Origin of the sequence: Janthinobacterium sp. 35, assembly GCF_002754575.1 — a bacterium.
Taxonomy (GTDB): Bacteria; Pseudomonadota; Gammaproteobacteria; order Burkholderiales; family Burkholderiaceae_D; genus Janthinobacterium; species Janthinobacterium tructae.
Map to the genome: position 1 here is coordinate 5092355 of NZ_PEFN01000001.1, position 23343 is coordinate 5115697.

At 63.6% G+C, this 23343-nt stretch carries 23 protein-coding genes; 15 read left to right on the forward strand and 8 right to left on the reverse strand.

Features of this window, described 5'->3' with window-relative positions; translation table 11 throughout:
• Window positions 1-6: 6 nt before the first annotated feature.
• Window positions 7-693 (reverse strand): UPF0149 family protein, encoded by a 687-nt coding sequence (locus tag CLU93_RS22745; protein WP_099763426.1) that lies wholly within the window; start codon window positions 691-693, stop codon window positions 7-9.
• A 130-nt stretch (window positions 694-823) separates the two neighbouring features.
• Window positions 824-2329 (reverse strand): peptide MFS transporter, encoded by a 1506-nt coding sequence (locus tag CLU93_RS22750; RefSeq protein ID WP_099763427.1) that lies wholly within the window; start codon window positions 2327-2329, stop codon window positions 824-826.
• A gap of 311 nt (window positions 2330-2640) precedes the next feature.
• On the opposite strand from CLU93_RS22750, the gene ppnN reads away from it, so the two are divergent.
• The 11 genes from ppnN to CLU93_RS22805 all read left to right on the forward strand — a co-directional run bounded on the left by ppnN (window position 2641) and on the right by CLU93_RS22805 (window position 13186).
• On the forward strand, window positions 2641-4011 hold the full coding sequence (gene ppnN, locus CLU93_RS22755; RefSeq protein ID WP_096235827.1) for a nucleotide 5'-monophosphate nucleosidase PpnN: 1371 nt from the start codon (window positions 2641-2643) through the stop codon (window positions 4009-4011).
• 194 nt (window positions 4012-4205) lie between these two features.
• Window positions 4206-5255 carry a LacI family DNA-binding transcriptional regulator gene (locus CLU93_RS22760; protein ID WP_099763428.1) on the forward strand — a complete coding sequence of 350 codons (1050 nt, stop codon included), beginning with the start codon at window positions 4206-4208 and terminating at the stop codon, window positions 5253-5255.
• A 197-nt stretch (window positions 5256-5452) separates the two neighbouring features.
• Window positions 5453-6259 (forward strand): transporter substrate-binding domain-containing protein, encoded by an 807-nt coding sequence (locus CLU93_RS22765; protein WP_099763429.1) that lies wholly within the window; start codon window positions 5453-5455, stop codon window positions 6257-6259.
• A gap of 91 nt (window positions 6260-6350) precedes the next feature.
• Complete coding sequence (locus tag CLU93_RS22770; RefSeq protein ID WP_099763430.1) at window positions 6351-7043, forward strand: amino acid ABC transporter permease; 693 nt, start codon at window positions 6351-6353, stop codon at window positions 7041-7043.
• A gap of 1 nt (window position 7044) precedes the next feature.
• Window positions 7045-7695, forward strand: coding sequence for an amino acid ABC transporter permease (locus tag CLU93_RS22775; protein ID WP_099763431.1), 651 nt, complete (start codon window positions 7045-7047; stop codon window positions 7693-7695).
• Entirely contained in the window at window positions 7682-8416 is a 735-nt protein-coding gene (locus tag CLU93_RS22780) for an amino acid ABC transporter ATP-binding protein (protein ID WP_099763432.1), read from the forward strand. Before CLU93_RS22775 ends, CLU93_RS22780 begins: the two co-directional genes overlap by 14 nt.
• The gene (locus CLU93_RS22785; protein WP_099763433.1) at window positions 8413-9159 is read left to right on the forward strand and encodes a sugar phosphate isomerase/epimerase family protein; all 747 of its coding nucleotides are present in this window, start codon (window positions 8413-8415) and stop codon (window positions 9157-9159) included. Before CLU93_RS22780 ends, CLU93_RS22785 begins: the two co-directional genes overlap by 4 nt.
• The gene (locus CLU93_RS22790; protein ID WP_099763434.1) at window positions 9156-10142 is read left to right on the forward strand and encodes a sugar kinase; all 987 of its coding nucleotides are present in this window, start codon (window positions 9156-9158) and stop codon (window positions 10140-10142) included. Before CLU93_RS22785 ends, CLU93_RS22790 begins: the two co-directional genes overlap by 4 nt.
• Window positions 10143-10162: 20 nt before the next feature.
• Window positions 10163-11122 (forward strand): 2-hydroxyacid dehydrogenase, encoded by a 960-nt coding sequence (locus CLU93_RS22795; RefSeq protein WP_099763435.1) that lies wholly within the window; start codon window positions 10163-10165, stop codon window positions 11120-11122.
• Between the two features lie 27 nt (window positions 11123-11149).
• Window positions 11150-12172 (forward strand): porin, encoded by a 1023-nt coding sequence (locus tag CLU93_RS22800; protein ID WP_099763436.1) that lies wholly within the window; start codon window positions 11150-11152, stop codon window positions 12170-12172.
• A 12-nt stretch (window positions 12173-12184) separates the two neighbouring features.
• The gene (locus tag CLU93_RS22805; protein WP_099763437.1) at window positions 12185-13186 is read left to right on the forward strand and encodes a Gfo/Idh/MocA family protein; all 1002 of its coding nucleotides are present in this window, start codon (window positions 12185-12187) and stop codon (window positions 13184-13186) included.
• Between the two features lie 203 nt (window positions 13187-13389).
• On the opposite strand, the gene lysS is transcribed toward CLU93_RS22805, so the two are convergent.
• The 4 genes from lysS to CLU93_RS28310 all read right to left on the reverse strand — a co-directional run bounded on the left by lysS (window position 13390) and on the right by CLU93_RS28310 (window position 16857).
• The gene (gene lysS / locus CLU93_RS22810; protein ID WP_099763438.1) at window positions 13390-14919 is read right to left on the reverse strand and encodes a lysine--tRNA ligase; all 1530 of its coding nucleotides are present in this window, start codon (window positions 14917-14919) and stop codon (window positions 13390-13392) included.
• An 18-nt stretch (window positions 14920-14937) separates the two neighbouring features.
• Window positions 14938-15639, reverse strand: coding sequence for an HAD family hydrolase (locus CLU93_RS22815; protein ID WP_099763439.1), 702 nt, complete (start codon window positions 15637-15639; stop codon window positions 14938-14940).
• A 2-nt stretch (window positions 15640-15641) separates the two neighbouring features.
• Window positions 15642-16746, reverse strand: a protein-coding gene (prfB, locus tag CLU93_RS22820) for a peptide chain release factor 2 (protein WP_116744790.1) whose coding sequence is annotated in 2 segments (ribosomal slippage) — window positions 15642-16664 and window positions 16666-16746 — 1104 coding nt in all. Because the reading frame shifts where the segments join, the coding sequence is not laid out codon by codon here.
• A complete protein-coding gene (locus CLU93_RS28310; RefSeq protein ID WP_165829219.1) occupies window positions 16663-16857 on the reverse strand; it encodes a peptide chain release factor 2 in 195 nt (64 codons plus the stop codon). Before CLU93_RS28310 ends, prfB begins: the two co-directional genes overlap by 84 nt.
• 91 nt (window positions 16858-16948) lie before the next feature.
• Here CLU93_RS28310 and CLU93_RS22830 point away from each other — a divergent pair, with 91 nt between their 5' ends.
• Both CLU93_RS22830 and CLU93_RS22835 read left to right on the forward strand, forming a co-directional pair.
• Window positions 16949-18994, forward strand: coding sequence for a bifunctional 2',3'-cyclic-nucleotide 2'-phosphodiesterase/3'-nucleotidase (locus CLU93_RS22830; RefSeq protein ID WP_099764558.1), 2046 nt, complete (start codon window positions 16949-16951; stop codon window positions 18992-18994).
• Window positions 18991-19479, forward strand: coding sequence for a tetratricopeptide repeat protein (locus tag CLU93_RS22835; protein ID WP_099763441.1), 489 nt, complete (start codon window positions 18991-18993; stop codon window positions 19477-19479). Before CLU93_RS22830 ends, CLU93_RS22835 begins: the two co-directional genes overlap by 4 nt.
• A 1-nt stretch (window position 19480) precedes the next feature.
• Here CLU93_RS22835 and CLU93_RS22840 read toward each other — a convergent pair whose 3' ends face one another.
• Together CLU93_RS22840 and CLU93_RS22845 are read right to left on the reverse strand one after the other, a co-directional pair.
• Window positions 19481-19894 (reverse strand): hypothetical protein, encoded by a 414-nt coding sequence (locus CLU93_RS22840; protein WP_099763442.1) that lies wholly within the window; start codon window positions 19892-19894, stop codon window positions 19481-19483.
• A 24-nt stretch (window positions 19895-19918) separates the two neighbouring features.
• Window positions 19919-20827 carry a hypothetical protein gene (locus tag CLU93_RS22845; protein ID WP_099763443.1) on the reverse strand — a complete coding sequence of 303 codons (909 nt, stop codon included), beginning with the start codon at window positions 20825-20827 and terminating at the stop codon, window positions 19919-19921.
• A gap of 367 nt (window positions 20828-21194) precedes the next feature.
• Here CLU93_RS22845 and CLU93_RS22850 point away from each other — a divergent pair, with 367 nt between their 5' ends.
• The gene (locus CLU93_RS22850; protein WP_099763444.1) at window positions 21195-22352 is read left to right on the forward strand and encodes an ABC transporter substrate-binding protein; all 1158 of its coding nucleotides are present in this window, start codon (window positions 21195-21197) and stop codon (window positions 22350-22352) included.
• A gap of 93 nt (window positions 22353-22445) precedes the next feature.
• Window positions 22446-23336 carry a branched-chain amino acid ABC transporter permease gene (locus CLU93_RS22855; protein ID WP_071076807.1) on the forward strand — a complete coding sequence of 297 codons (891 nt, stop codon included), beginning with the start codon at window positions 22446-22448 and terminating at the stop codon, window positions 23334-23336.
• Window positions 23337-23343: the final 7 nt, after the last annotated feature.

Genomic DNA, 23343 nt, shown 5'->3' on the forward strand with positions numbered 1-23343 from the left:
GCTGCCTTAGTTCGCCGCGCTATCGGCGTCGGCACAGCATTTCTTGTACTTCTTGCCGCTGCCGCAGTGGCACGGGTCGTTGCGGCCCGTTTTGGGTAGTTCGCGCAAGACGGTGGCGCCGGACTGGCTTTGCGCCTGGCTTTTCAGGTGGCGCTGGCGTGCCCAGGCGGCGTTGATGGCGATGACGGCGGGAATCACGCCATCCATGGCCGTTTCGGCCGCATCGTCATCGAGCTCGCTGGCAGCGGCCAGGTGCTGGAACGGCGCCAGGTATTGCGGGTGGCTGACGGCCAGTGCCGCCCATTGGGGCTTGTCCAGACTCGTGCCAAGGACAAAACCGGCGCACCAGGCGGTCACGCTCCATTCGGGGCCGCAGACGTAGATGGGCTCGAAGCTGTCCGGATCCTTCGCCAGCCATTCGACCATGTAGGCGTGATGGCGCTGCGCCAGGCTGGCCGCCCGTTCGCTGGCTTCGTCGTGTGCCGGCGTGGCGCTGCCGGCCGCCTTGTCCCAGACCCACGGCAGCCATTGTTCCGGCGTGATCTGTTTCGGGCTCAGGGCGACGGCCGTGAGGAAGCCTTCCAGCATCGACACGTCCATGGCGGCGCCGGCCAGGGCGGGCGCCGCCAGCAGGGTGTCGAGTTCGGCGTATTCGTCGTCGGAGAGGGGCGAGGTGGTGGAGATGCTGGACATGGGATTCTTTGTGTAAGTTGGTCGATGGCCGCTGGCCCTGGCCGTATTGTACCGCCCGGCAAGGGGAAAGCCGGCGCCGGAATGAAAAACGGCGGCCCGCAGGCCGCCGTCTTTATCCAGGGCAGAACGCTTACTTCACGCCGTGCATCAGTTTGTTGATCAGCGGTGCGATCAGGAACAGGATCACGCCGGCGCCCAGCAGGGACCAGAAGCCGAAGGTGTAGCCGGACAGGGCCGACTGCACCGACATGCCGCTCGTGCCGCTGACGTGGCTGGCGAAGATGCCCGACAGGTTGTTGCCGATACCGGTCGACAGGAACCAGCCGCCCATGCCCAGGCCAACCAGACGCACTGGCGCCAGCTTGGTCACCATCGACAGGCCGATAGGCGACAGGCACAGCTCGCCGATCGATTGCAGCACGTAGACGGTGGTCAGGGTCCAGAACGGGATCTTGTTATCTGCACCAACCAGGCTCGACAGAGCGAAGATCAGCAAACCGAAGGCCAGCGCATTACCCAGCAAGCCCAGGCCGAATTTGCGCGGGATCGATGGATTGACGTTGTGGCGTGCCAGGTAGACCCAGACGGCGGCGATCAGAGGCGCGAAGACGATGATGGCAACCGAGTTGACGGTCTGGAAGTAGGCGGTCGGGAAGATCCAGAAGCCCAGGTCGCGGTTGACGATCTTGTCAGCCAGGAAGGTAAACGAGCTGCCAGCCTGTTCGAAGAACATCCAGAACAGGATGTTGAAGACGAAGATCAGCAGCATGGCGATGACGCGGTCGCGCGCCACTTTGCCGTTGCGGATGCCTTCGATCATCAGCATGAAGGCCAGGCCGATGAACAGCACGGTCAGGACGATTTGCAGCTTTTCAGCGCCGACCGTCAGCAGGAAGTACATCAGCGGGATCACGCACAGGCAGCCCAGGGCGACCCAGACGACGCGCATCGGGTTGCCGGCGCCGGCTTCCGGTGCGCCGATGCCCTTCAGGGCGCGGCGGCCGATGAAGAACCATACCAGGCTGATCAGCATGCCGAAACCGGACGCCATGAAGACCATCTTGTACGAAGGCATGGCGCTGGTGCCGAAGATCGACTCGGCCAGCCACTGGGTGAAGACGGGCGCGACCATGGCGCCCATGTTGATACCCATGTAGAAGATCGTGAAACCGCTGTCGCGGCGCGGATCGGCTGTCGTGTACAGCTTGCCGACCATGGTCGAAATGTTCGGTTTGAACATGCCGTTACCGACGATCATCGTGGCCAGGCCCAGGTTGAAGATGTCCTGGTTCGGCACCGAGATGCAGAACAGGCCGGCTGCCATGAAGACGGCACCCAGCAGGATCGAGCGCTGGTAACCGATGACCCGGTCGGCGATGTAGCCGCCGAACAGGGCGCCGGCGTACACCAGCGCGAGGAAGGAACCGTAAGTCAGGTTGGCCGCTGCCTGTCCCGAACCGTCGCCAGCATGGAACTGGGCCACGATGTACAGTACCAGCGCCCAGCGAACTCCGTAGAACGCGAAGCGTTCCCAGAATTCAGTCATGAACAACATCCACAATGGGCTTGGATGGCCCATAATCTGCTTGAACTCGGGAATAACGGCTTCCTTGTTGGGCGTAGTCGCACCGCTCATGCGGTTCCTCCTGAAAAATTATTATAGTCAATCGATACAACGAACTTATGGAAGCCTGCGGGCGGCGGGGACTCTCATGAAGAACCTCACGCACGGGAATTCCAATAGGCAGGCATTCTAATCTACAAATTGCGCTGAGCGAAGGTTTCCATTCGCATTAGCAAGAATGACTGTTTCATATTAATCAAACCGGTTTGCAGGCAAGGGTTGCCCCGGCGATTTTGCGGCGGCACAGCACAACTTGCCCGACTTGTCGTATATTAAGGTTGCAAGACCTTCGAGCATCGATTTTTAAAGGAATTTTTCGCATTATGGAACACGACGTTATCGATACTCTGGTTTCACCGGAAGGCCGCCTGGACGTGCTCTCCAAGACTGAAGTCAACAAACTGCTCGACACCAGCCAGGGCGGCCTGTACAACACTTTCCGCCGCTGCGCGCTGGCGGTCTTGAATTGCGGCAGTACCATCGACGATGGCCGCGCCCTGCTGGAGCGCTACCAGTCGTTTGAAATCTCCATCATCCAGCGCGAGCGCGGCATCAAGCTCGACATCAAGGGCGCGCCGGCCATCGCCTTTGTCGATGGCAAGATGATCAAGGGCATCCACGAGCACCTGTTTGCCGTGCTGCGCGACATCATCTTCGTCAGCGATGAAGTCACGGGCAACCCGAAATTCGACTTGCAGAGCACGGAAGGCGTGACGGACGCCGTCTTCCACATCCTGCGCAACGCGAATGTGCTGCAAACCCAGCTCAACCCGAACCTGGTCGTCTGCTGGGGCGGGCATTCGATCAACCGCGCCGAATACAATTATTCGAAGGAAGTGGGCTACCAGCTGGGCTTGCGCGGCCTCGACATCTGCACCGGCTGCGGCCCCGGCGCCATGAAAGGCCCCATGAAGGGCGCCACCATCGGCCACGCCAAGCAGCGTTTGCACAATGGCCGCTACCTGGGCATCACGGAGCCGGGCATCATCGCCGCCGAATCGCCGAACCCCATCGTCAATGACCTGGTCATCATGCCGGACATCGAAAAGCGCCTGGAAGCGTTCGTGCGCGCGGGCCACGGCATCGTGGTGTTCCCCGGCGGTGCCGGCACGGCCGAAGAGATTTTATATATTCTCGGCATCCTGCTGCACCCGGACAATGCAGACATCCCGTTCCCGTTGATTTTCACGGGGCCGGAAACCTCGCGCGAGTATTTCGTGCAGATCAACCAGTTCATCAGCGACACGCTGGGGCCGGAAGCGCAGCAGCGCTATAAGATCATCATCGATGACCCGGAACTGGTGGCGCGCGAAATGCTCGAAGGCATACGCCAGGTGCGCGAATTCCGCAAGGCGCACAGCGATGCGTATTACTTCAATTGGCTGCTGAAGATCGACCACGAGTTCCAGAAGCCGTTCCAGCCCACGCATGAAAACATGCGCAACCTGAGCCTGCACAAGAACCAGCCTACACACTTGCTGGCGGCCCAGCTGCGCCGCGCGTTTTCCGGCGTGGTAGCGGGCAACGTCAAGGACGACGGCATCCGCTCGATCGAGGAACACGGCAACTTCGAGATCCACGGCGACAAGTCCATCGCCGGCCCCATGGATGCGCTGCTGGCCTCCTTCGTGGCGCAGCACCGCATGAAACTGGCGGGCACGGCGTATGTGCCTTGCTATACCGTGGTCCAGTAAATAGTCTTGACACCATCGCACCGTCCGCTCCCTGCGTTTGCCGGGGGAGGGCGGCGCTTTTCTATTGATGCCCCCATCGTGTTCCTTCGCCGCCACAGGCAATCAAATCGCTTGCGTCATCGATGTGTGGGTGCTATCTTTGGAACCGGTTCCAAAATAAAAATATGCAAGTCAACAGGTAGTGGAGATAGACCTTGGATTCAGTACGCGGCAATAAAAAAACCCTCTCCGGCGAACCGGCACGGCCCGTGACCATCGCCCAGGTGGCGCGCGAGGCGGGCGTGTCGAAGACCAGCGTGTCGCGCTTTCTCGGCGGTGAACTGGACGCTTTGTCCGAGCACATCCGCCAGCAGATCACCAGCACCATCGCGCGCCTCGGCTACCAGCCGAACCAGATGGCGCGCGGCCTGAAGCGCGGACGCACGCGCCTGATCGGCATGGTGGTGGCCGACATGCTCAATCCCTACACGGTGGCGGTGCTGCAAGGCGTGGAAGCGGCCTGCCAGCAGCATGGCTATACCCTGATTTTATGTAACACCGGCAATGACGAACAGCGCGAACGCCAGTCGCTGGCCGCGCTGCGCTCGTACAGCGTGGAAGGGCTGATCGTCAACACGCAGGGACGCAACATCGAATCGTCCGACTTGCAGCAGGCGGGCATGCCCATCGTGCTGGTCGACCGCCGCATCGAGGGCGCCGATTTCGACCTGGTGGGCCTGGACAATGTGCAGGCGGGCCGCCTGGCAACCCAACACTTGATCGAGCAGGGTTTCGACGCCATCGCCTTCGTCGCGCCGCCCTTGACGGGCGTCAGCTCGCGCCTGATGCGCGCCGAGGGTTTTAAATCAGTGATGGCCGAGCATCCGGGCTGCGTGGGTGAAGTGCTGGCGGTGGACCTGGACGACCGGCCTTCCATCGACGCGCAAGTGCGTCACTGCCTGGCGCAGTGGCGCGGCCGCCGCGTGGCGCTGCTGGCCTCGAATGGCATGGTGGCGCTGGAACTGGCGCTGATGCTGCAGCGCCTGGCATTGCGCATGCCGCAAGACGTGGGCTTGCTGGGCTTTGACGAATTGCCGTGGTCGCCGTTGGCGGGCCTGAGCACGATCGAGCAGCAGACCTATGAAATCGGCTTTTCGGCGATGACGTGCATGCTGTCGCGCCTGCAGGGCGAGCAGTGCCCGCCGCGCGAAGTGCTGTTGCCGGGCAAGCTGATCGTGCGCAATTCCACCCAGGGCGGAGACTGACCGGAAGAGGGCCCTGCCCTTTTTTTTGGAAAAGTTATGGAACCGGTTTCATAGATTGTATTCACACTGGAAAGGGGCGTGGATAGTCAAGCGTAGTAAAGGTGGAAAACGGCAAGAGACGAAATAAATCGTCCATTTGACAATATTCCCGGAAGCGCCTCGACGAGGCCGGTACCGGGATCACAGGAGACTGAAGCATGAAGATGACGACACTGTTTTACGCAAAAATCGTGGCCTGCGCACTGGCAGCAACATGCGCCCTGGGCGCGGCCGCCGACGCCGGCGCCCAGACGCTTGGCGACTTGATCAAGAAGGGCAAGCTGACCATCGGCGTGGTTAGCGGCACGCCGCCGTTTGGCAGCATCGACGCCAAGGGCGCGCCCGTCGGTTATGACGTCGACGTCGCCAACCTGATCGGAAAATACCTGAACCTGCCCGTGGAAGTCGTGCCCCTGACGGCGCCGTCGCGCGTGCCGTCGCTGGAATCGGGCAAGGTCGACTTCCTCGTGGCGACCCTGGCGCCCACGCCGGAACGGGCCAAGACCCTGATGTTCACCATGCCTTACAGCGCGTTCGAACTGGCCATCGTCGCGCCGGTCGGCGGCAAATTCAAGGCGCTGGCCGATTTGAAAGGCAAGAAGGTGGGCGTGACGCGCGGTACCACGAATGATACGGCGCTGAGCCGCATGGCGCCGGCTGGCACCAGCATTGTGCGTTTCGAGGATGACGCCACCGTCACCCAGGCCTTGCTCAGCAAGCAGGTCGATGCCGTCTCGATCCCCAGCACGATGGCGCTCGACATCATCAAGACGCGCGGCGCCGGCAAGATCGAAGTCCGCTTCTCCTACTCGCTGCAACCGAACTCGATGGCGGTGCGCCGCGGCGACTTCGAGCTGCACCAGTGGCTCAACAATTTCATCTACTACGTCAAGCTGAACGGCGAACTCGACGCCATCGCGCGCAAGTGGAGCGGTGCGCCGCTGCCAGCGCTGCCGACTTTCTGATACCGCCAGCCGCACAGGAAAAGTGTTGCTCCGTACGGCGCGCCACCGTGGTGGCGTCGCCGGGGATGCGCACGCAGACAAGGAGTTGAGTATGCCGTATGAATTTCATTTCGAACTCGTCATGCAATCGCTGGACCGCCTGCTGTGGGGCGCGGCACTGACGATACGCCTGAGCGCCCTGGCGATGGTGCTGGGACTGGCGGTGGGCGTGTGCGCCGCCGTCATCCTGAAGAATGGTCCCGCCTATGCCCGCGTGGCGGTGCGCGCGTACGTCGAGGTGATCCGCAGCACGCCGTTCCTGGTGCAGCTGTTCATCATCTACTTTGGCTTGCCGTCGCTGGGCCTGCAGCTCGACGCGAACGGCGCCGCGCTCGTCGCCATGACGGTCAACCTCGGTGCATATGCTGCCGAGATCGTGCGGGCCGGCATCGGCGCCGTGCATCCCTCGCAGCTGGAGGCGGCCCAAGCCCTGGGCATGACGCGCTGGCAAGTGATGCGCCACGTGGTGTTGCTGCCGGCGCTGGAAAAAGTGTATCCGGCGCTGGCCAGCCAGTTCACCTTGATGATGCTCGCCTCGAGCGTGGTGTCGGCCATTTCCGCCGAAGAGCTGACCGCCGCCGCTCACCTGCTCGACTCGGAAACCTTCCGCAGCTTCGAGATCTACATCGTCGTGATGGTGCTGTACATCCTGCTGGCCCTGCTGTTCCGCTTCAGCTTCTGGGTGCTGGGCCAGATCGTCTTCAAACGCCGCCGCCGTCTGGGCGCGGTGCGCATGGGAGCATGACATGATCAGTGACTTTTCCTGGGATAACCTGCAATTTCTGCTCGAGGCCACACGCTGGACCATCGGCCTGTCGCTGATCGTCTTCATCACGGGCGGCATCGCCGGCTTCGCGGTGGCGCTGCTGCGCACGGCGCGCAGCCCGTTCCTGCGTTGCATCAGCGCCCTGTACATCCAGCTGGTCCAGGGCACGCCCGTGCTGATCGTGCTGTTCCTGACCTATTACGGCCTGGCCCTGTTCGGCTACAAGCTGTCGCCAATCATCGCGGCCGGCGCGGCGATGACGATTTTCTCCAGCGCCTACCTGGGCGAGATCTGGCGCGGCTGCATCGAAGGCGTGCAGCGGCAGCAGTGGGAAGCGTCGGCCGCGCTGGCGCTGAACCGCTACCAGCAGCTGCGCTACGTCATCCTGCCGCAGGCGCTGCGCCATTCGCTGCCGCCGACGGTGGGCTTCATGGTGCAGATCATCAAGAACACCTCGATCACCTCGATTATCGGCGTGGTGGAACTGACGCGCGCAGGGCAACTGGTCAGCAATGCGACCTTCCTGCCGTTCATCGTCTTCCCCATCGTCGCCCTGATCTACTTCGCGCTGTGCTACCCGCTGTCGCGCTACAGCCATTCACTGGAAAGGAAATTCCATGCCCATCGTTGAAATTGACAATATCAGCAAGAGCTTCGGCACCAATCACGTGCTCAAGGGCGTCTCGTTCGCCGTCGAGCGGGGCCAGGTCATCGCCGTGATCGGCCGCAGCGGTTCCGGCAAGAGCACCATGCTGCGCTGTATCAACGGCCTGGAAACCATCGACAGCGGCAGCATCGTCGTGGCCGGCCATACGCTGACGGCGCGCCAGGAGCATCTGCTCGACTTGCGCAAGGATGTCGGCATGGTCTTCCAGAGCTACAACCTGTTTCCCCACCTGACGGTGGAAGAAAACGTCATGCTGGCGCCGCGCATCGTCAAGAAGGTGCCTGACGCGCAGGGCCGCGCCACGGCGCTGCGCGTGCTCAAGCAGGTGGGCCTCGATCACAAGCGCGACGCCTATCCCGAGCAGCTGTCGGGCGGCCAGCAGCAGCGTGTGGCGATCGCCCGTTCGCTGGCGATGGAGCCGCAGGTGATGCTGTTCGACGAAGTCACGTCGGCGCTCGACCCGGAACTGACGCAGGAAGTGCTGAAGGTAATGGAAGAGCTGGCGCAGGCGGGCATGACGATGCTGCTGGTGACGCACGAGATGGAGTTCGCGCGGCGCATGGCCGACGTCACCGTCTTCATGCACCAGGGATTGGTGTGGGAAAGCGGACCGTCGGAAGCCTTTTTCAGCAACCCGCAAACGCCGGAAGCGCGCCAGTTCGTCGGCGCGGGAGCGATCAAATGAGCCCCGTCCTGGTGGCGGCGTCGGCCTACGGCGCAAGCAGGGTCAGGCAACTGGGGCAAAGCCATTTCATCGACGTGGTGGCCGATGCGGGCGGCGCCGGCATCGAGATCCGCCGCGAGCTGTTTACGTCCGACTTGCCCGATCTGGAGCGCATGGGCGCGGCGGTGGCCGCGCGCGGCCTGTACTCCGTGTATTCCACGCCCATCGAATTGTGGGACGCGGACGGCTTGCTGCAGCACGCGCTGCTGCAGCAGATGCTGGACGAGGCGGCGAGGCTCGGCGCGCGCTACCTGAAGGTGTCGCTGGGCCACTACCCGGCCGCACCGGACTTGCCGGCCTTGAAGGCCCGGCTGGCGGCGGCGCCCGTGGCGCTGCTGGTGGAAAACGACCAGACGGCCCATGGCGGCGCGCTGGCGGCCATGGCACGCTTCCTGGCGGCGGCGCGCGACATCGGGCTGCCCGTGGGGCTGACCTTCGACATCGGCAACTGGCGCTGGGTGGGCGAGGATGCGCAGCAGGCGGCGCGCCTGCTGGCGCCGTATGTGCGCTATGTGCACTGCAAGGCCGTCCTGGAGGACGCGGGGCGGCTCTCCGCCTGCGCCGTCTCCGATGCCGATCCCGCCTGGCGCGCCGTCTTCGCGCACTTCGCGCCGGGCGTGCAGCGGGCCATCGAATTTCCGCTCGAAGGCGCTGACCTGGTGGCCGAAACGGGCCGCTACATTCAGATGCTGGAGGCCGCATGAGGGAACAAGAACTGCGCCAAAAGGAAATTCAAGGGGCGCATGCGCTCGACGTCGTCACCTACGGCGAAGCGATGGCGATGTTCGTTGCCGAGGAAACGGGGGACCTGGCGGCCGTGGCGCACTTTACGCGCCGCCTGGCCGGCGCCGAGACGAATGTCGCCATCGGCCTGGCGCGCCTGGGTTTGAAAGTCGGCTGGCTGAGCCGGGTGGGCGACGACTCGTTCGGCCGCTTCATCCGCGCCAGCGTGCAGGCCGAGGGTGTCGATTGCAGCCGGGTCGTCACCGTCGCCGGCCAGACCAGCGCCTTTCAGCTCAAGGCCCGGGCTGAACATGGCGCCGACCCGCTGGTCGAATACTTCCGCAAGGGTTCCGCCGCCAGCCGCCTGGCGCCCGAGCACTTCGACCCTGCCTATTTCCTGTCCGCGCGCCATCTGCACGCCACGGGCGTGGCGGCGGCGCTGTCCGAGACCAGCCTGGCGTTCGCCGGCCAGGCGCTCGACTTCATGCGCGAGCATGGCCGCACGGTGTCGTTCGACCCGAACCTGCGGCCCACGCTGTGGCCCTCGCAAGCCGTCATGGTCGAGCAGATCAACCGGCTCGCCGCCAAGGCGGACTGGGTGCTGCCCGGCCTGGGCGAAGGAAAAATCCTCACCGGCCACGAGCTGCCGCACGACATCGCCGGCCATTATTTGCAACAGGGCGCGCGCCTGGTGGTCATCAAGCTGGGCGCCGACGGCGCGTATTACCGCACGGCCGAGGGCGACAGCGGCGTGGTGCCGGGCGAGCGCGTGGCCAATGTGGTCGACACGGTGGGTGCCGGCGACGGCTTTGCGGCCGGCCTGGTCAGCGCCTTGCTGGAAGGCTTGCCGCTGGCGCAGGCGGTAGGGCGCGCCAACCGGGTCGGCGCCTTCGCCATCCAGGTGGCCGGCGACATGGAAGGCTTGCCGACCCGCGCCCAGCTCGACGCGCTGGTCCAATCTTGAATCGAACAGAGGAAAAACTCGTGAAAAAACATGTGGTTGTCTATAAAAAACTGGCCGAGCCGCTGCTGGCGCGCCTGCGCGCCGAATGCGAGGTGACGTACTTCGAGTCTATCGATGCGGGCAACCGCGCCGCGTTCGCCGACGCCATCCGCGGCGCGCACGGCTTGCTGGGCGCCAGCGTGCGCCTGGACCGCGAATTGCTGGACCCGGCCGTTGACCTGCGCATCATTTCCACCATATCGGTGGGCGTCGACCAGTTCGACGTCGATTACCTGCGCGAACGGGGCATCCTGCTGGCCAATACACCCGACGTGCTGACGGAAACGACGGCCGACACGATCTTCGCGCTGATCCTGGCCAGCGCGCGGAGGGTCGTCGAACTGGCCGAATTCGTCAAGGCGGGGCGCTGGACGCGCAGCGTGGGCGAAAGCCAGTACGGCGTCAACGTGCACGGCAAAACCATCGGCATGCTGGGCATGGGCCGCATCGGCCGCGCCGTCGCCCGCCGCGCCGCGCTGGGCTTCGGCATGCAGGTGCTGTACGTGAATGGCGAAGCGGTGCCCGAGGTGGAAGCGGCGCTGGGCGCGCGCCAGGTGGCGCTCGATCACTTGCTGGCCAAGTCGGATTTCGTCTGCGTGGTGCTGCCGCTGACGGCGCAGACGGAACGCATGATAGGGCGGCGAGAGTTCGCGCTGATGCGCCCCGGCGCCATCTTCATCAACGGTTCGCGCGGGCGCATCGTCGACGAGGCGGCGCTGATCGAGGCCCTGCAGCAGGGCACCATCCACGGCGCCGGTCTCGACGTGTTCGAGCGCGAACCGCTGGCGCCGGACAATCCGCTGCCGCGCATGGCCAATGTAGTGGCGTTGCCGCACATCGGCTCGGCCACGCACGAAACGCGCTACGCCATGGCGCAGCAAGCGGTGGACAACCTGCTGGCCAGCCTGCGCGGCGAGCGTCCGCGCCACCTGGTCAGCTAAGAACAGTATCAACAGACAGGAACAGAGATGAAGAACAAGGTAGCAAGAGCAATCATCATCGGCGCCGGCGCCTGCAGCGGCCTGTGCTCGGCGCAGTCGAACGTGGCCATGTACGGCATCATGGACATGGGCGTGGTGTCCGAGAACGGTGGCCTTGGGGGCAGGGTGCTCAAGGTGACGAGCGGCATCGCCAACGGCTCGCGGCTCGGTTTCAAGGGTAGCGAAGACTTGGGCGGCGGCATGACGGCGATCTTTACGATGGATGCGGGCATCCTGGCCGACACGGGCGCTTCGGCCCAGGGCGGCCTGCTGTTCGGGCGCCAGGCTTTCGTCGGCCTCGCCGGCGCGGCGGGCACCTTGCGCCTGGGCCGCCAGTACACGTTTATCGACAGCAGCCTGGGTGCGCTGGACCCGTTTTACCTGGGTTTTGCGGGCAGGATGAGCAATGTCTTCACGGCCGGCTACATCAGCCGGGTCGACAATAGCATCACCTACAGCTCGCCCGTGCGCGGCGGCCTTTCCGGCGAACTGGCATACGGCTTCGGCGAAGTGCCCGGCGACGCGGCGGCCAAGCGCTACATGGGCGCGGCGGCCACCTATGCCAGCGGGCCGCTGTATGTGCGCATGGCGCACCAGGACGCCAACACCCTGTCAAGCGCGCTGGTGGCGGGGACGGCGCGCAACACGGTGCTGGGCGCCACCTGGGACTTCGGCGTGGTCAAGGCGCATGGCGCCGTCGCCGTCAGCAAGAGCACGGCGGGCGCCGCCACCACGGTCGACAGCGCGGACCTGATGCTGGGCGCCACCGTGCCGGTGGGCCCGCACCGCGTCTTGTTCTCGTACGTGCGGCGCGACGACCGGCGCGCCGCCAACGGCGACGCTGCGCAGATCGGCATCGGCTACACCTATGCGCTGTCAAAACGCAGCACCTTGTATGCGGCCTACGTGCATATCGACAACCGCAACGGCGCCGCCTACCTGGTGGGCAACGCCACCGACAACGGCAGCGGCAACCAGGCCTGGAACGTGGGCCTGCGCCACACTTTTTAAGGGGAGAATCGAATGAAGAAGATCGGATGGATTTTGGTCGGCGCCAGCACCGTGGCGCGCGAATGGATGGTCGACGCGATCGGCCAGCAGGGCGACGCGGAAGTGCTGGCCGTGGTCAGCCGGGACGCCGCGCGCGGTGCCGCCTTTGCCGAGCAGTTCGGCATAGCCGCCAGCTATACCGACCTCGATGCGGCGCTGGCCCATCCGGGCGCGGATGCCGTGTACATCAGCACCACCAACGAGTTGCACATGGCGCAGACCTTGCAGGCGGCGCGCGCGGGCAAGCACGTGCTGTGCGAGAAGCCGCTGGCGCTGAACCTGGAGGACGCCCGCAGCATGGTCGACGGCTGCGCCGAAGCGGGCGTGGTGCTGGGGATTAACCACCACCTGCGCAACGCCGCCACGCACGGCAAGGTGCGCGAGCTGATACGCGCGGGCGAGATCGGCCAGCCCCTGTATTGCCGCGTGCTGCACGCGAACAACCTGCCGCAGCACCTGCGCGGCTGGCGCCTGGATGCGCCGGAGTCGGGCGGCGTCACGCTCGACATGTTCGTGCACGATGTCGACACCCTGCGCTTCCTGCTCGATGCGGAACCGCGCCACGTCACCGCCTGCGCCACCAGCGGCGGCATGACGGTGGCCGGGCTGGAAGAGGGTTTGATGGCCGTCATCGAGTTCGACAACGGCACCCTGGTGCAGGTGCACGACGCATACAACGCGCCGCATTCGCTGTCCGGCGTGGAAATCATCGGCAGCAAGGGCACCATCTTCGCCACCGGCGTCATGACGCAGCGCCCCGTTGGCAGCATCTGCCTGACGCGCGACGGCGGCAGCGTCGACATCCCCGTCGAGCATGAAAACCTGTACGTGCGTTCGGTGCGCGCCTTCCAGCGCGCCATGCGCGGCGAAGGGCAGCCGGCCGCCACGGGCGACGACGGCATGCGCGCGCTGGCCACGGCATTGGCGGCGCAGCAGGCCAGCCGCAGCCACCAGCGCGTGACCCTGGCCGGCTGATAGCTGGCCGCACAAGTGAAAAAGCCGCCTGATCGCAAAATCAGGCGGCTTTTTTTGCCTTGAAGCATCGAACGCCTGAAAAATCGTAGCGAGCGGATGGGAGTTGCGGCTAAGAAGCGCAACTGTGCTGGGCACGGGGCCGCCGAGGCAGTGAGCATCGCAGGCCGCAAATCGCGACGCGCAGTAGATTTTTCAGGTGTTCATCACTCTTCGCGGCGGAGGTGCGGGAACAGCAGGACGTCGCGGATGTTCGGCGAATCCGTGATGATCATCATCAGGCGGTCGATGCCGATGCCACAGCCGCCGGCTGGCGGCATGCCGTATTCCAGCGCGCGGATGTAGTCGGCGTCGTAGAACATCGCCTCTTCATCGCCTGCGTCCTTGGCGGCGACTTGCGCCAGGAAGCGGGCCGACTGGTCTTCTGCGTCGTTCAACTCGGAGAAGCCGTTGGCGATTTCGCGGCCCACCATGAACAGCTCGAAGCGTTCGGTGATGCCGGCTACCGTGTCGGAAGCGCGCGCCAGTGGCGACACTTCAACAGGGTAGTCGATGATGTAGGTCGGTTCCCACAGCTGCGCTTCAGCCGTCTCTTCGAACAGCGCCAGTTGCAGCGCGCCCAGGCCGGCCGTGGCGAACGGCTTGACGCCGAATTTCTTCAGCTCTTCCTTGATGAATTCGGCATCGTTCAACTGCTCCGGCGTGTAGCCTGGCGCGTACTTGTTGATCGCTTCGACGATGGTCAGGCGGTGGAACGGCTTGGCCAAGTCCAGCTCGCGGCCGCCGTAGGTCAGGGTGGCGGTGCCGTGCGCGTCGATGGCGGCCTGGCGGATGACGGCTTCCGTGAAATCCATCAGCCATTTATAGTCGGTGTAGGCCGCGTAGAATTCCATCATCGTGAATTCTGGATTGTGACGGATCGACACGCCTTCGTTGCGGAAGTTGCGGTTGATCTCGAACACGCGGTCAAAGCCGCCCACGACCAGGCGCTTCAGGTACAGCTCGGGCGCGATGCGCAGGAACATTTGCATGTCCAGCGCATTGTGGTGCGTGATGAACGGTTTTGCCGCGGCGCCGCCCGGGATGGTGTGCAGCATCGGCGTTTCCACTTCCATGAACTCGTTCTTTTCCATGAAGCGGCGGATCGACGAGATGGCGGCGGTACGCGCCTTGAAGGTGCGGCGCGTCTCTTCGTTCATGATCAGGTCGACGTAGCGCTGGCGGTACTTGGTTTCCTGATCGGCCAGGCCGTGGAATTTGTCCGGCAGCGGGCGCAGCGACTTGGTGATCAAACGCAGTTGCGTGACCTTGATGGTCAGTTCGTCCGTCTTGGTCTTGAACAGCGTGCCCGTCACGCCCAGGATATCGCCCAGGTCATAGTGGTGCAGGGCAGCCATGGCCGCTTCGCCGGTGAGGTCCAGGGTGGCGTAGATCTGGATGCGGCCGTCGGCTTTCGGGCCGGAAGCGTCTTGCAGGGTGGCGAAAGCGGCTTTCTTGCCCGCTTCGCGCTTGAGCATCATGCGGCCGGCCAGCACCACGGTGACAGGTTCGGCTTCCAGCTCTTCGCGCGTCTTGCTGCCGTATTGCGCGTGCAGATCGGCCGCCTTGTGCTCGGGGCGGAAATCGTTCGGGAAGGCGATGCCTTGTTCGCGCAGTGCGGCCAGCTTGACGCGGCGCTCGGCGATGATCTTGTTTTCATCGGGGGCGGCGGCTTGTTCTTGGATATCCGTAGTCATGGTGTTCTTCGTTGGTGATTATTGATGATGTGGTGCCAGCGCTGGCGCCACGCTGGCAAACAGTGCGTCGACGTCGAGTGCGGAGAAATCCGGCACGATGGCAATCACGTTGTCGAAGGCGGCAAACGCTTCGGCCGGCAGGGTGGTGGTGAGTACCACGACGCGCATGCCGGCACGGCGCGCCGCTTCCACGCCCAGGGGCGCGTCTTCAAAGACGATGCAATTGTGCGGCAGCGCGCCGGCCAGCAGCGCGCCTTTTAGGAAAACGTCCGGGTGCGGCTTGCCCCGTTCCACGTCGGCGGCGCCGACGATGGCGTCGAAGCGGTGCCGCAGGTCCAGGCCGTCGAGCGTGAACGCGATGTTCTCGTCCGGCGCGGCCGTGCCCACCACCAGCCCGACGCCAGCCTGGCGCGCGCTGGTGATCAGCTGATCGAACCCGGCGACTGTAGCCAGGTGTGGTCCATACAGTTCGCGGTAGACGACTTCCTTTTCAGCCAGCAGGGTGACGTGGTCGGCATCGGCGCCCAGGTATTGGGCGATGATTTCGTGTCCCTGCCGTCCTGCCGTGTCGCGGAAAAAGGCGTCCGCGTCCAGCGCATGGCCGTGGCGCTCAAAGAACGCCAGCCACGATGTCGTGTGGAAGGCCATGTTGTCGACGATCGTGCCATCCATGTCGAACAGGAAGGCGCGCTGCGCCAGCGCCGGAGCGGATGCGTTCATCCTTATACGCCTTGTTTCAGCGAGGCGGAAATGAACTCGTCGATGTCGCCATCGAGCACGCCCTTGGTATTGCCTGTCTCGAAACCGGTGCGCAAGTCCTTGATGCGGGACTGGTCCAGCACGTAGGAGCGGATCTGGTGACCCCAGCCCACGTCCGTTTTCGAGTCTTCCAGCTTTTGCTGCTCGCTCATGCGCTTGCGCAGTTCATGCTCGTACAGTTTGGCTTTCAGCATTTCCATCGCTTCGGCGCGGTTGCGGTGCTGCGAACGGTCGTTCTGGCACTGCACCACGATGCCGGTCGGCGCATGGGTCATGCGGACGGCGGAGTCGGTCTTGTTGATGTGCTGACCACCGGCGCCCGACGCGCGGTAGGTATCGACGCGGATATCGGCCGGGTTGACGTCGATCTCGATCGAATCGTCGACTTCGGGATACACGAACAGCGACGTAAACGAGGTGTGGCGGCCGTTGGCCGAGTCGAATGGCGACTTGCGCACCAGGCGGTGCACGCCCGTTTCCGTGCGCAGGAAGCCGTAGGCGTGATCGCCCTCGACCTTCAGGGTGGCCGTCTTGATGCCGGCGACCTCGCCGTCGGACTGCTCGAGGATTTCGACTTTAAAACCCTTGCGTTCGCAATAGCGCAGGTACTGGCGCAGCAGCATCGAAGCCCAGTCCTGGGCTTCCGTACCGCCGGCACCGGCCTGGATGTCGATGAAGCAGTTGTTCGGGTCCATCGGATTGTTGAACATCCGGCGGAATTCCATGCTTTCGATGACCTTGCGGATTTCCTGCACGTCCTGCTCGATCGCTTCGAGCGTCTCGTCGTCGCCTTCTTCGCGCGCCATGTCGAACAGGTCGCGGGTGTCGCGCAGGTCGGCATCGGCACGGGTTAGCGTGAAGACGATCGCTTCCAGCGCCTTCTTCTCTTTACCGAGGTCCTGGGCGCGCTTCGGATCGTTCCAGACGGTCGGATCTTCCAGCTCTTCGTTGACTTGCTCTAGTTTCTCCGACTTGACAGCGAAGTCAAAGATACCTCCGAAGTTCGGCTTCACGGACCGTCAGGTCGTTCAGCAGGGCGGAGATGATATTGATGCGTTCGGCTTCCATAATGTTCTGGTCTTCTATGGTGAAATCAAACCTTGAATTATACGCGAGCGCGGCCGGTTTCCGCTGCCGCTGCGGCGCAATTGCGGTTGCACAAGGCAATAAAAACGTCATTTTGCTGTATTTGCGACAATATTTTTGCCTTGAAGATGGCTGGCGTGCTGCGTATGATGCTGGCGATATTGTCTTTCCACAGGAACATCTCATGTGCCACCCCCTGCGCCAACTTCCCCGTCTTGCCCTGTTACCGCTGCTGCTGGCCGGCTGCGGCGCCTTGCCGCCCGCCGCCCACGAACCGGTTCGGGCGATGGCCGCCATGCCAGCGGGCAGCAGCGCCACGCTGGCCCTGCTGGAGACGACGGACTTGCACGCAAATGTGCTTAGTTATGATTACTACAAGCTGCAGGCGGAACCGTCGATCGGCCTGGAACGCACGGCGGCGCTGATCGCCCAGGCGCGCGCGCAATTTCCGAACAACCTGTTGCTCGACAATGGCGACACCATCCAGGGCACGGCCCTGGCCGACTACCAGGCATTGGTAAAACCGCTGGCCTGCGACCAGACCCTGGCCATCTACAAGGCCATGAATCTGCTGAAAGTGGACGGCGGCGGCATCGGCAACCACGAATTCAACTACGGCCTGGCCTTTTTGAGCCAGGTGACGGGCAACCAGTTTGATGTCGACAGCGTCGACGCCGGCAAACCGCGCTGCGCCGGCCCCGCGTTCCCGCAAGTGCTGGCCAACGTCTACAGCGTCAGGACGGGCCAGCCCCTGTTTGCGCCATATCACATCATCGACAAGCAGATCACGGCGGCCGGCCCCGATGGCAAACCGGTGACCAGCAGCGTGAAGGTGGGCATTATCAGCTTTGCGCCGCCCACCATCATGGCCTGGGACAAGCGCTGGCTGGAAGGGCGCGTCTACACGCAGGGCGTGCGCGAGACGGCGGAAAAATTCATCCCCGAGATGCGCGCCCGGGGCGCCGAGCTGGTGGTGGCCATTTCGCACGGCGGCCTCGATGACAGCCCATATTCGCCCAGCATGGAAAACGGCAATTACTACCTGTCGCAAGTGCCGGGCGTGGACGCCATGCTGATCGGCCACTCGCACCAGCTGTTCCCGAACGCGGCCAGCACGGTGCCGCAGTTTAATCTGCCCGGCGTCGACAAGGCCCGTGGCCTGGTCAACGGCGTGCCTACCGTGATGGCCAGTTTGTGGGGCAAGCACCTGGGCGTGATCGGTTTGCGCCTGCGCCACGACGGCAAGCAGTGGGTCGTCGACAAGAGCGCCACCACGGTGGAAGTGCGCGGCATCCAGAACGCGGACAAGAGTTACGTGCAGCCCGATCCTGCCATCGCCAGGCTGGTGGCGGAAGAACACGCGGCCACCATCGCTTATGTGCAGACACCGGTCGGCGCCACCGACTTCCGCATGTCGACGTATTTCGCCGATGTGGGCGATGTCAGCGCCATCGAGGTGGTGAACCAGGCGCAAGCGGGCTACCTGGCCGCGTATGTCAAGGCGAATTTGCCGCAGTACGCGCACTTGCCCGTGCTGTCGATGTCGTCGCCGTTCAAGAGCGGCTCGGCAGGCGTGTCCGACTATACGGATGTCAAAGCGGGCAATGTGGCGCTGAACAACGCGGCCGATCTGTATTTGTATCCGAACGCGCTGTATGGCGTGAAGATGAATGGCGCGGACCTGAAGGCCTGGCTGGAACAGTCGGCGCGGCGTTTCAATACCATCGACCCGAACAAACTGGAAGCGCAGGAACTGGTCAACACGGCCCACCCGAGCTACAACTTCGATACGCTCACCAGCGCCGACGTGCGCTACCAGATCGACGTCACGCAGCCGCCGGGTCAGCGCATCAAGGGTTTGACGTACAAGGGCAAGCCGATGGACGCCAGCCAGGAATTTTTGATCGCGACGAATAACTACCGCGCCAGCGGCGGCGGCAATTTCCCCGGCCTCGATGGCAGCAAGACGGTGGTGGCCTCGCCCGACAATAACCGCGAACTCCTGATCGCTTACGTGACCAAGGAAAAAAACCTGACGCGCGCGAAAAACGGTTCGGCGCGCAGTTGGCGCTTCGCCAGGGTGGCCACAAAAGGCCCGGTGGTGTTCCACTCGGCGCCGCACATGATCGCGCTGGCGCAAGCGGCCGGTATCGGCAATGTGACGCAGCTGAAGCTTGACGATGGCGCGGGCAAGGGCTTTGCGCTGTACCAGCTCGACCTGTCGAAATGATGCTGGCAAACTTGCTGCTGGCCGCCGCGCTGGCGTCGCCCGTGGTGGCCGCGCCCGATGTCACCGCCCGGGCCAAGGTGCTGATGCGCGCGGGAGAAGCATCCCAGCCCCAGGCGCGCGCCCTGTTCGAACAGGCGGCGGGGCAGGGCAGCGGTCCCGCAGCGTACTACCTGGGCCTGATGCTGAAAAACGGCATGGGCGGGCCAAAGGACAGCGTCGCCGCGCTGCGGCAGCTGGAGCTGGCCGCGCAGCGGGGCGTGGCGCCGGCCATGTTCATCGTGGCGAACCTGCTGCTGGCCGGGGACGAGGCCAAGGCGCGCTACTGGCTCGACGCGGCCTGCGACCTCGGCTACCCGGAAGCGCTGCAGCAGAAATCCGTGGCCCTGGCCGAAGGGCAGATGGGCTACGCGCACAACGAGGCGCAGGGCCACCTGTACCTGATGATGGCCACGCATGCGATGGGGCACCGCCCGCCGGAACCCTGAGCTACGCCGGCTCTTCTTTTTTCAGCTTGGTCCGCAGGCTGGCCGCCGCTTCGCCGATGGCGAACGGGTCGCGCGACAGGATGGCCGCGCCCAGGTCGACCAGCCTGGCCGCCGCGGCGATGGCGGCCTTGACGTCGGCGATGCGCTTGAGTTGCAGTTTTCCCTTCGCGATGGCGCCCTCGATATCGCCGCGCGCCTGCTCGGCGCCTTCGGCCGTCAGGTAAATGCCATACGCGCGGAACAGGGCCACCATCTGGTCCAGGTGGTTTTCATATTGCTCCAGCAGCGCGCGGTCGTCCGGCGCCAGCGCCTCGCGTTCGCGGATGCGCAATTCCAGCACCAGGCTTGACGCCTGCGCCAGGCTGTCGGCGATGGCGTAGCTTTGGTCTTTTGTCAGTTCGGTCAGTGGGGCCATGGGAGTCTCCGGTGTGCCTGCCATTTACCAGCGGGTCGGGGCATAGAACGCCGCTTGCCGCTGCAGCGTGGCGACGTCGCGTGAAAACTGCGCCAGTTGCCGCTCCAGTTCGGGCGCCTGCAGGCGATCGAGATTGGCCCGCAGCACGGCCACGCTGGCTTGCAGCGCGTCGACGGCGGCGACATACGCGGCGACGATCTTTTCCCTTTCCTGCAATTGCCGCCCTTCCAGGTGCAATCGCGTGCGGATGTAGTTGGCGGCCAGCGGTTCGCGCGGCGCGGCCTTGTCGACGGCGCCGCGCAGCAGGTCGAGTTCGCGCAATTCATCCTGCAAGCCGGCGCGGTAGCTGCGCTGGGCATACTCCTTGAGCGCATTGCTGACGATATCGACGGCTTCCTGCTCGTCGAGCAATTCGCGCAAGGCTGATTTCTGTGCGCGCTGGGTGACCAGGCGGCTCAGGTGTTCGCTCAATTTGACGACCTTGGACAGCTTGCCCGCATCGAGCATGGGCGCGCCGGCGCCCGGCTGTGCCAGGCCGCCCAGCGCAGCGCCGAGTCCGCCAAACTCTTCCTGGTAGACGGGCAGCTTGTCATCGGCCAGCGCCGCCAGGGTCTGCGCATAGCGCAGCAGGAGGTCGTTCAGGCTGGCGATCGACACGCTGGCCTGCGCGATCGCGGCGCAATCGGCGCGCGCCGCCTGTTCACTCGCTTGCGCATCGAAACGCTCGGCCAGAATCAAACGCTTGCGCATGGCCTTGTCCATGCAGCTGTGGACGCCGCCCGCCAGCATGGGTTCGAAGTGCTGCGACATCTTTTGCGTCTGCTCGGCAAAGGTGCGCACGGGCGCCAGCTTGCTGGCGCAGCCGGCCAGCAGCAGGCTGGCGGTGGCGCAAAGAAGCAGGGTGGAAATGGACGAGTTCTGCGGGCGCTGCATAGGGCCTCCATGCGGTAGCAGTGGCTGATTGGACCGGCGCGCATGCGCTGGCATGGCCGACCTTAGCATGCTGAGGAGTAGCAGTATTGCGCCAGATCAACAGGCCGTCGACGTCGTCCGTCAGCCCCGCACCGGTGCCAGGGCTGTTGCCAAATGTTGCGCGGCGCTCCAATTTACCTCATATTTTCCTTACAAAAGACTGACATCGGGCTAGCAATTCGGCTTTTTCTGCATGTTGCGATGCGTCATATGTAGTTGTTGCTGGTGCATGTTTACTCACCTACAATGATTTATCGATGGGGCGGTTATCCAGCGTACGACAATAAAAATAAGTGGCATTAAAAACGTTGTAACAGAGGAGATGACAATGAATTTGAAACAGAAATTGCTCGTGGCAAGTTTGGTTTTGGGTTTCTCGCAGGCGGCAGTCGCAGCCGACCCCATCAAGATCGGCGTATCGGGTCCGTTCACGGGCGGCTCCGCGCCGATGGGCGTGTCGATGCGCGACGGCGTCAAGCTGGCCGTCGCTGAAATCAATGCCAAAGGCGGCGTACTGGGCCGTTCCCTGCTGCTGATCGAGCGCGATGACGAAGCGAAGAACGAGCGCGGCGTGCAAATCGCCCAGGAATTGATCAACAAGGAAAAAGTTGCCGCCACCGTCGGCTATATCAACACGGGCGTGGCCCTGGCCTCGCAGCGCTTCTATCAGGAAGCCAAGATTCCCGTCATGAACAATGTGGCGACGGGCTCCATCGTCACCAAGCAGTTCGCCGACCAGCCGGAAAACTATATCTTCCGCAACGCGGCCAATGACACCATCCAGTCCGGCATGATCGTGCACGAGGCCATCGACAACCGCAAGTTCAAGAAAGTGGCGATTCTGGCCGACTCGACCAACTATGGCCAGCTGGGCCGCGAAGACCTGGAAAAAGCGCTGGAAAAGAAGGGCATCAAACCCGTTGTCGTTGAAAAATACAACATCAAGGACGTCGACATGACGGCCCAGCTGCTGAAAGCCAAGCAGGCCGGGGCGGAAGTGGTGCTGACCTACGGCATCGGCCCGGAACTGGCTCAGATCGCCAACGGCATGGAAAAACTGGGCTGGAAAGTACCGCTGATCGGCAGCTGGACCCTGGCCATGGGTAACTTCATCGACAACGCGGGCAAGAACGGCAATGGCACGCGTATGCCGCAAACCTTCATCCAGGATGCCAGCACGCCGAAGCGCAAGGCCTTCATCGACGCCTATGTGGCTGCCTACAAGCCGTCGGGTGGACGCATGCCGTCGGCCGTCTCGGCTGCGCAAGGCTACGATTCGATCTACCTGCTGGCTGCGGCCTTCAAGCAGGCGGGCGGCACCGATGGCCCGAAAGTGCGCGCCGCGCTGGAAAACCTGACGGACAAGGTGGAAGGCGCCGTGACGACCTACAACAAACCGTTCAGCAAGACCAACCATGAAGCGATCACGGCCGAGCTGACCGTGTTTGGCGAAGTCAAGGACGGCAAGGTCGTCCTCGCCAAGTAAGTCCGGCTAATTCCCAGTATCTAGCCGCGCAATGGCCAGCCTTGAGGAATCAGGACTGGCCATTTTTTCATCTTTCGTCTTCCGGGGAACACCATGGAAATCTTCCTGCAGCTTGTCTTCAGCGGTATCGCGCTGGGCATGATCTATGCCGTCATCGCCTTCGGCTATCAGCTGACCTTTGCCACTTCCGGCACCCTCAATTTCGGCCAGGGCGAGTCCCTGATGCTGGGCGCGCTGGTGGGCCTCTCGCTGGTGGGCACCATCCACGGCGGCCCTTACATGAGCTATTTGCTGATGGTCCCCATCGTCATCGCCTTCGGCGCCTTGCAGGGCGTGTTCGTCGAATGGATAGGCGTGCGGCCCGCCATCAAGATCAAGTCCGAATTCGGCTGGATCATGTCGACCATCGCGCTGGCCATCATCTTTAAAAACGTGGCGGAAAACATCTGGGGCAAGGACGACCTGACCTTCCCGTCGCCGCTCTCGGCCGCGCCATTCAAGGTGCTGGGCGCGAACGTGCAGCCGATGCAGGTGGCCGTCATCGTCGGTGCGCTGGCCATCATGCTGGCCGTCGAGCTGTTCAACCGCAAGTCGATCTACGGCAAGGCCGTGGTGGCGACGGCAAATGACCGCGATGCGGCCGGCCTGATGGGCATCAACACGGGCATGGTCATCACCTTTTCGTATGCGCTGTCGTCGGCCACGGCCGCCTTCGCGGGCGTGCTGGTGGCACCGTTGACCCTGACCGGCGCCACCATGGGCGCCTCGCTGGGCTTGAAGGCATTCGCCGTGGCCATCATCGGCGGGCTGACCTCGGGCGTGGGTGCCATCGTCGGTGGCCTGATCCTGGGCATCGCCGAGACCACCACCGGCTATTACATTTCCACCGGTTACAAGGAAGTGCCAGGCCTGCTGCTCTTGCTGCTGGTGCTGGCCGTCAAGCCGTCCGGCCTGTTCGGCAAAGCCGCGATCAAGAAAGTCTGAGGATCAC

What these genes read in the sequence shown, in the direction of transcription:
- lysS (WP_099763438.1), bottom strand. Translation starts at nt 14,919, where the DNA reads ATGACTACGGATATCCAAGAACAAGCCGCCGCCCCCGATGAAAACAAG.
- CLU93_RS22840 (WP_099763442.1), bottom strand. Translation starts at nt 19,894, where the DNA reads ATGGCCCCACTGACCGAACTGACAAAAGACCAAAGCTACGCCATCGCC.
- CLU93_RS22785 (WP_099763433.1), top strand. Translation starts at nt 8,413, where the DNA reads ATGAGCCCCGTCCTGGTGGCGGCGTCGGCCTACGGCGCAAGCAGGGTC.
- CLU93_RS22800 (WP_099763436.1), top strand. Translation starts at nt 11,150, where the DNA reads ATGAAGAACAAGGTAGCAAGAGCAATCATCATCGGCGCCGGCGCCTGC.
- CLU93_RS22805 (WP_099763437.1), top strand. Translation starts at nt 12,185, where the DNA reads ATGAAGAAGATCGGATGGATTTTGGTCGGCGCCAGCACCGTGGCGCGC.
- CLU93_RS22835 (WP_099763441.1), top strand. Translation starts at nt 18,991, where the DNA reads ATGATGCTGGCAAACTTGCTGCTGGCCGCCGCGCTGGCGTCGCCCGTG.
- CLU93_RS22790 (WP_099763434.1), top strand. Translation starts at nt 9,156, where the DNA reads ATGAGGGAACAAGAACTGCGCCAAAAGGAAATTCAAGGGGCGCATGCG.
- CLU93_RS22815 (WP_099763439.1), bottom strand. Translation starts at nt 15,639, where the DNA reads ATGAACGCATCCGCTCCGGCGCTGGCGCAGCGCGCCTTCCTGTTCGAC.
- CLU93_RS22850 (WP_099763444.1), top strand. Translation starts at nt 21,195, where the DNA reads ATGAATTTGAAACAGAAATTGCTCGTGGCAAGTTTGGTTTTGGGTTTC.
- ppnN (WP_096235827.1), top strand. Translation starts at nt 2,641, where the DNA reads ATGGAACACGACGTTATCGATACTCTGGTTTCACCGGAAGGCCGCCTG.
- CLU93_RS22855 (WP_071076807.1), top strand. Translation starts at nt 22,446, where the DNA reads ATGGAAATCTTCCTGCAGCTTGTCTTCAGCGGTATCGCGCTGGGCATG.
- CLU93_RS22845 (WP_099763443.1), bottom strand. Translation starts at nt 20,827, where the DNA reads ATGCAGCGCCCGCAGAACTCGTCCATTTCCACCCTGCTTCTTTGCGCC.
- CLU93_RS22775 (WP_099763431.1), top strand. Translation starts at nt 7,045, where the DNA reads ATGATCAGTGACTTTTCCTGGGATAACCTGCAATTTCTGCTCGAGGCC.
- CLU93_RS22830 (WP_099764558.1), top strand. Translation starts at nt 16,949, where the DNA reads ATGTGCCACCCCCTGCGCCAACTTCCCCGTCTTGCCCTGTTACCGCTG.
- CLU93_RS22750 (WP_099763427.1), bottom strand. Translation starts at nt 2,329, where the DNA reads ATGAGCGGTGCGACTACGCCCAACAAGGAAGCCGTTATTCCCGAGTTC.
- CLU93_RS28310 (WP_165829219.1), bottom strand. Translation starts at nt 16,857, where the DNA reads ATGACGTTTTTATTGCCTTGTGCAACCGCAATTGCGCCGCAGCGGCAG.
- CLU93_RS22745 (WP_099763426.1), bottom strand. Translation starts at nt 693, where the DNA reads ATGTCCAGCATCTCCACCACCTCGCCCCTCTCCGACGACGAATACGCC.
- CLU93_RS22765 (WP_099763429.1), top strand. Translation starts at nt 5,453, where the DNA reads ATGAAGATGACGACACTGTTTTACGCAAAAATCGTGGCCTGCGCACTG.
- CLU93_RS22770 (WP_099763430.1), top strand. Translation starts at nt 6,351, where the DNA reads ATGCCGTATGAATTTCATTTCGAACTCGTCATGCAATCGCTGGACCGC.
- CLU93_RS22780 (WP_099763432.1), top strand. Translation starts at nt 7,682, where the DNA reads ATGCCCATCGTTGAAATTGACAATATCAGCAAGAGCTTCGGCACCAAT.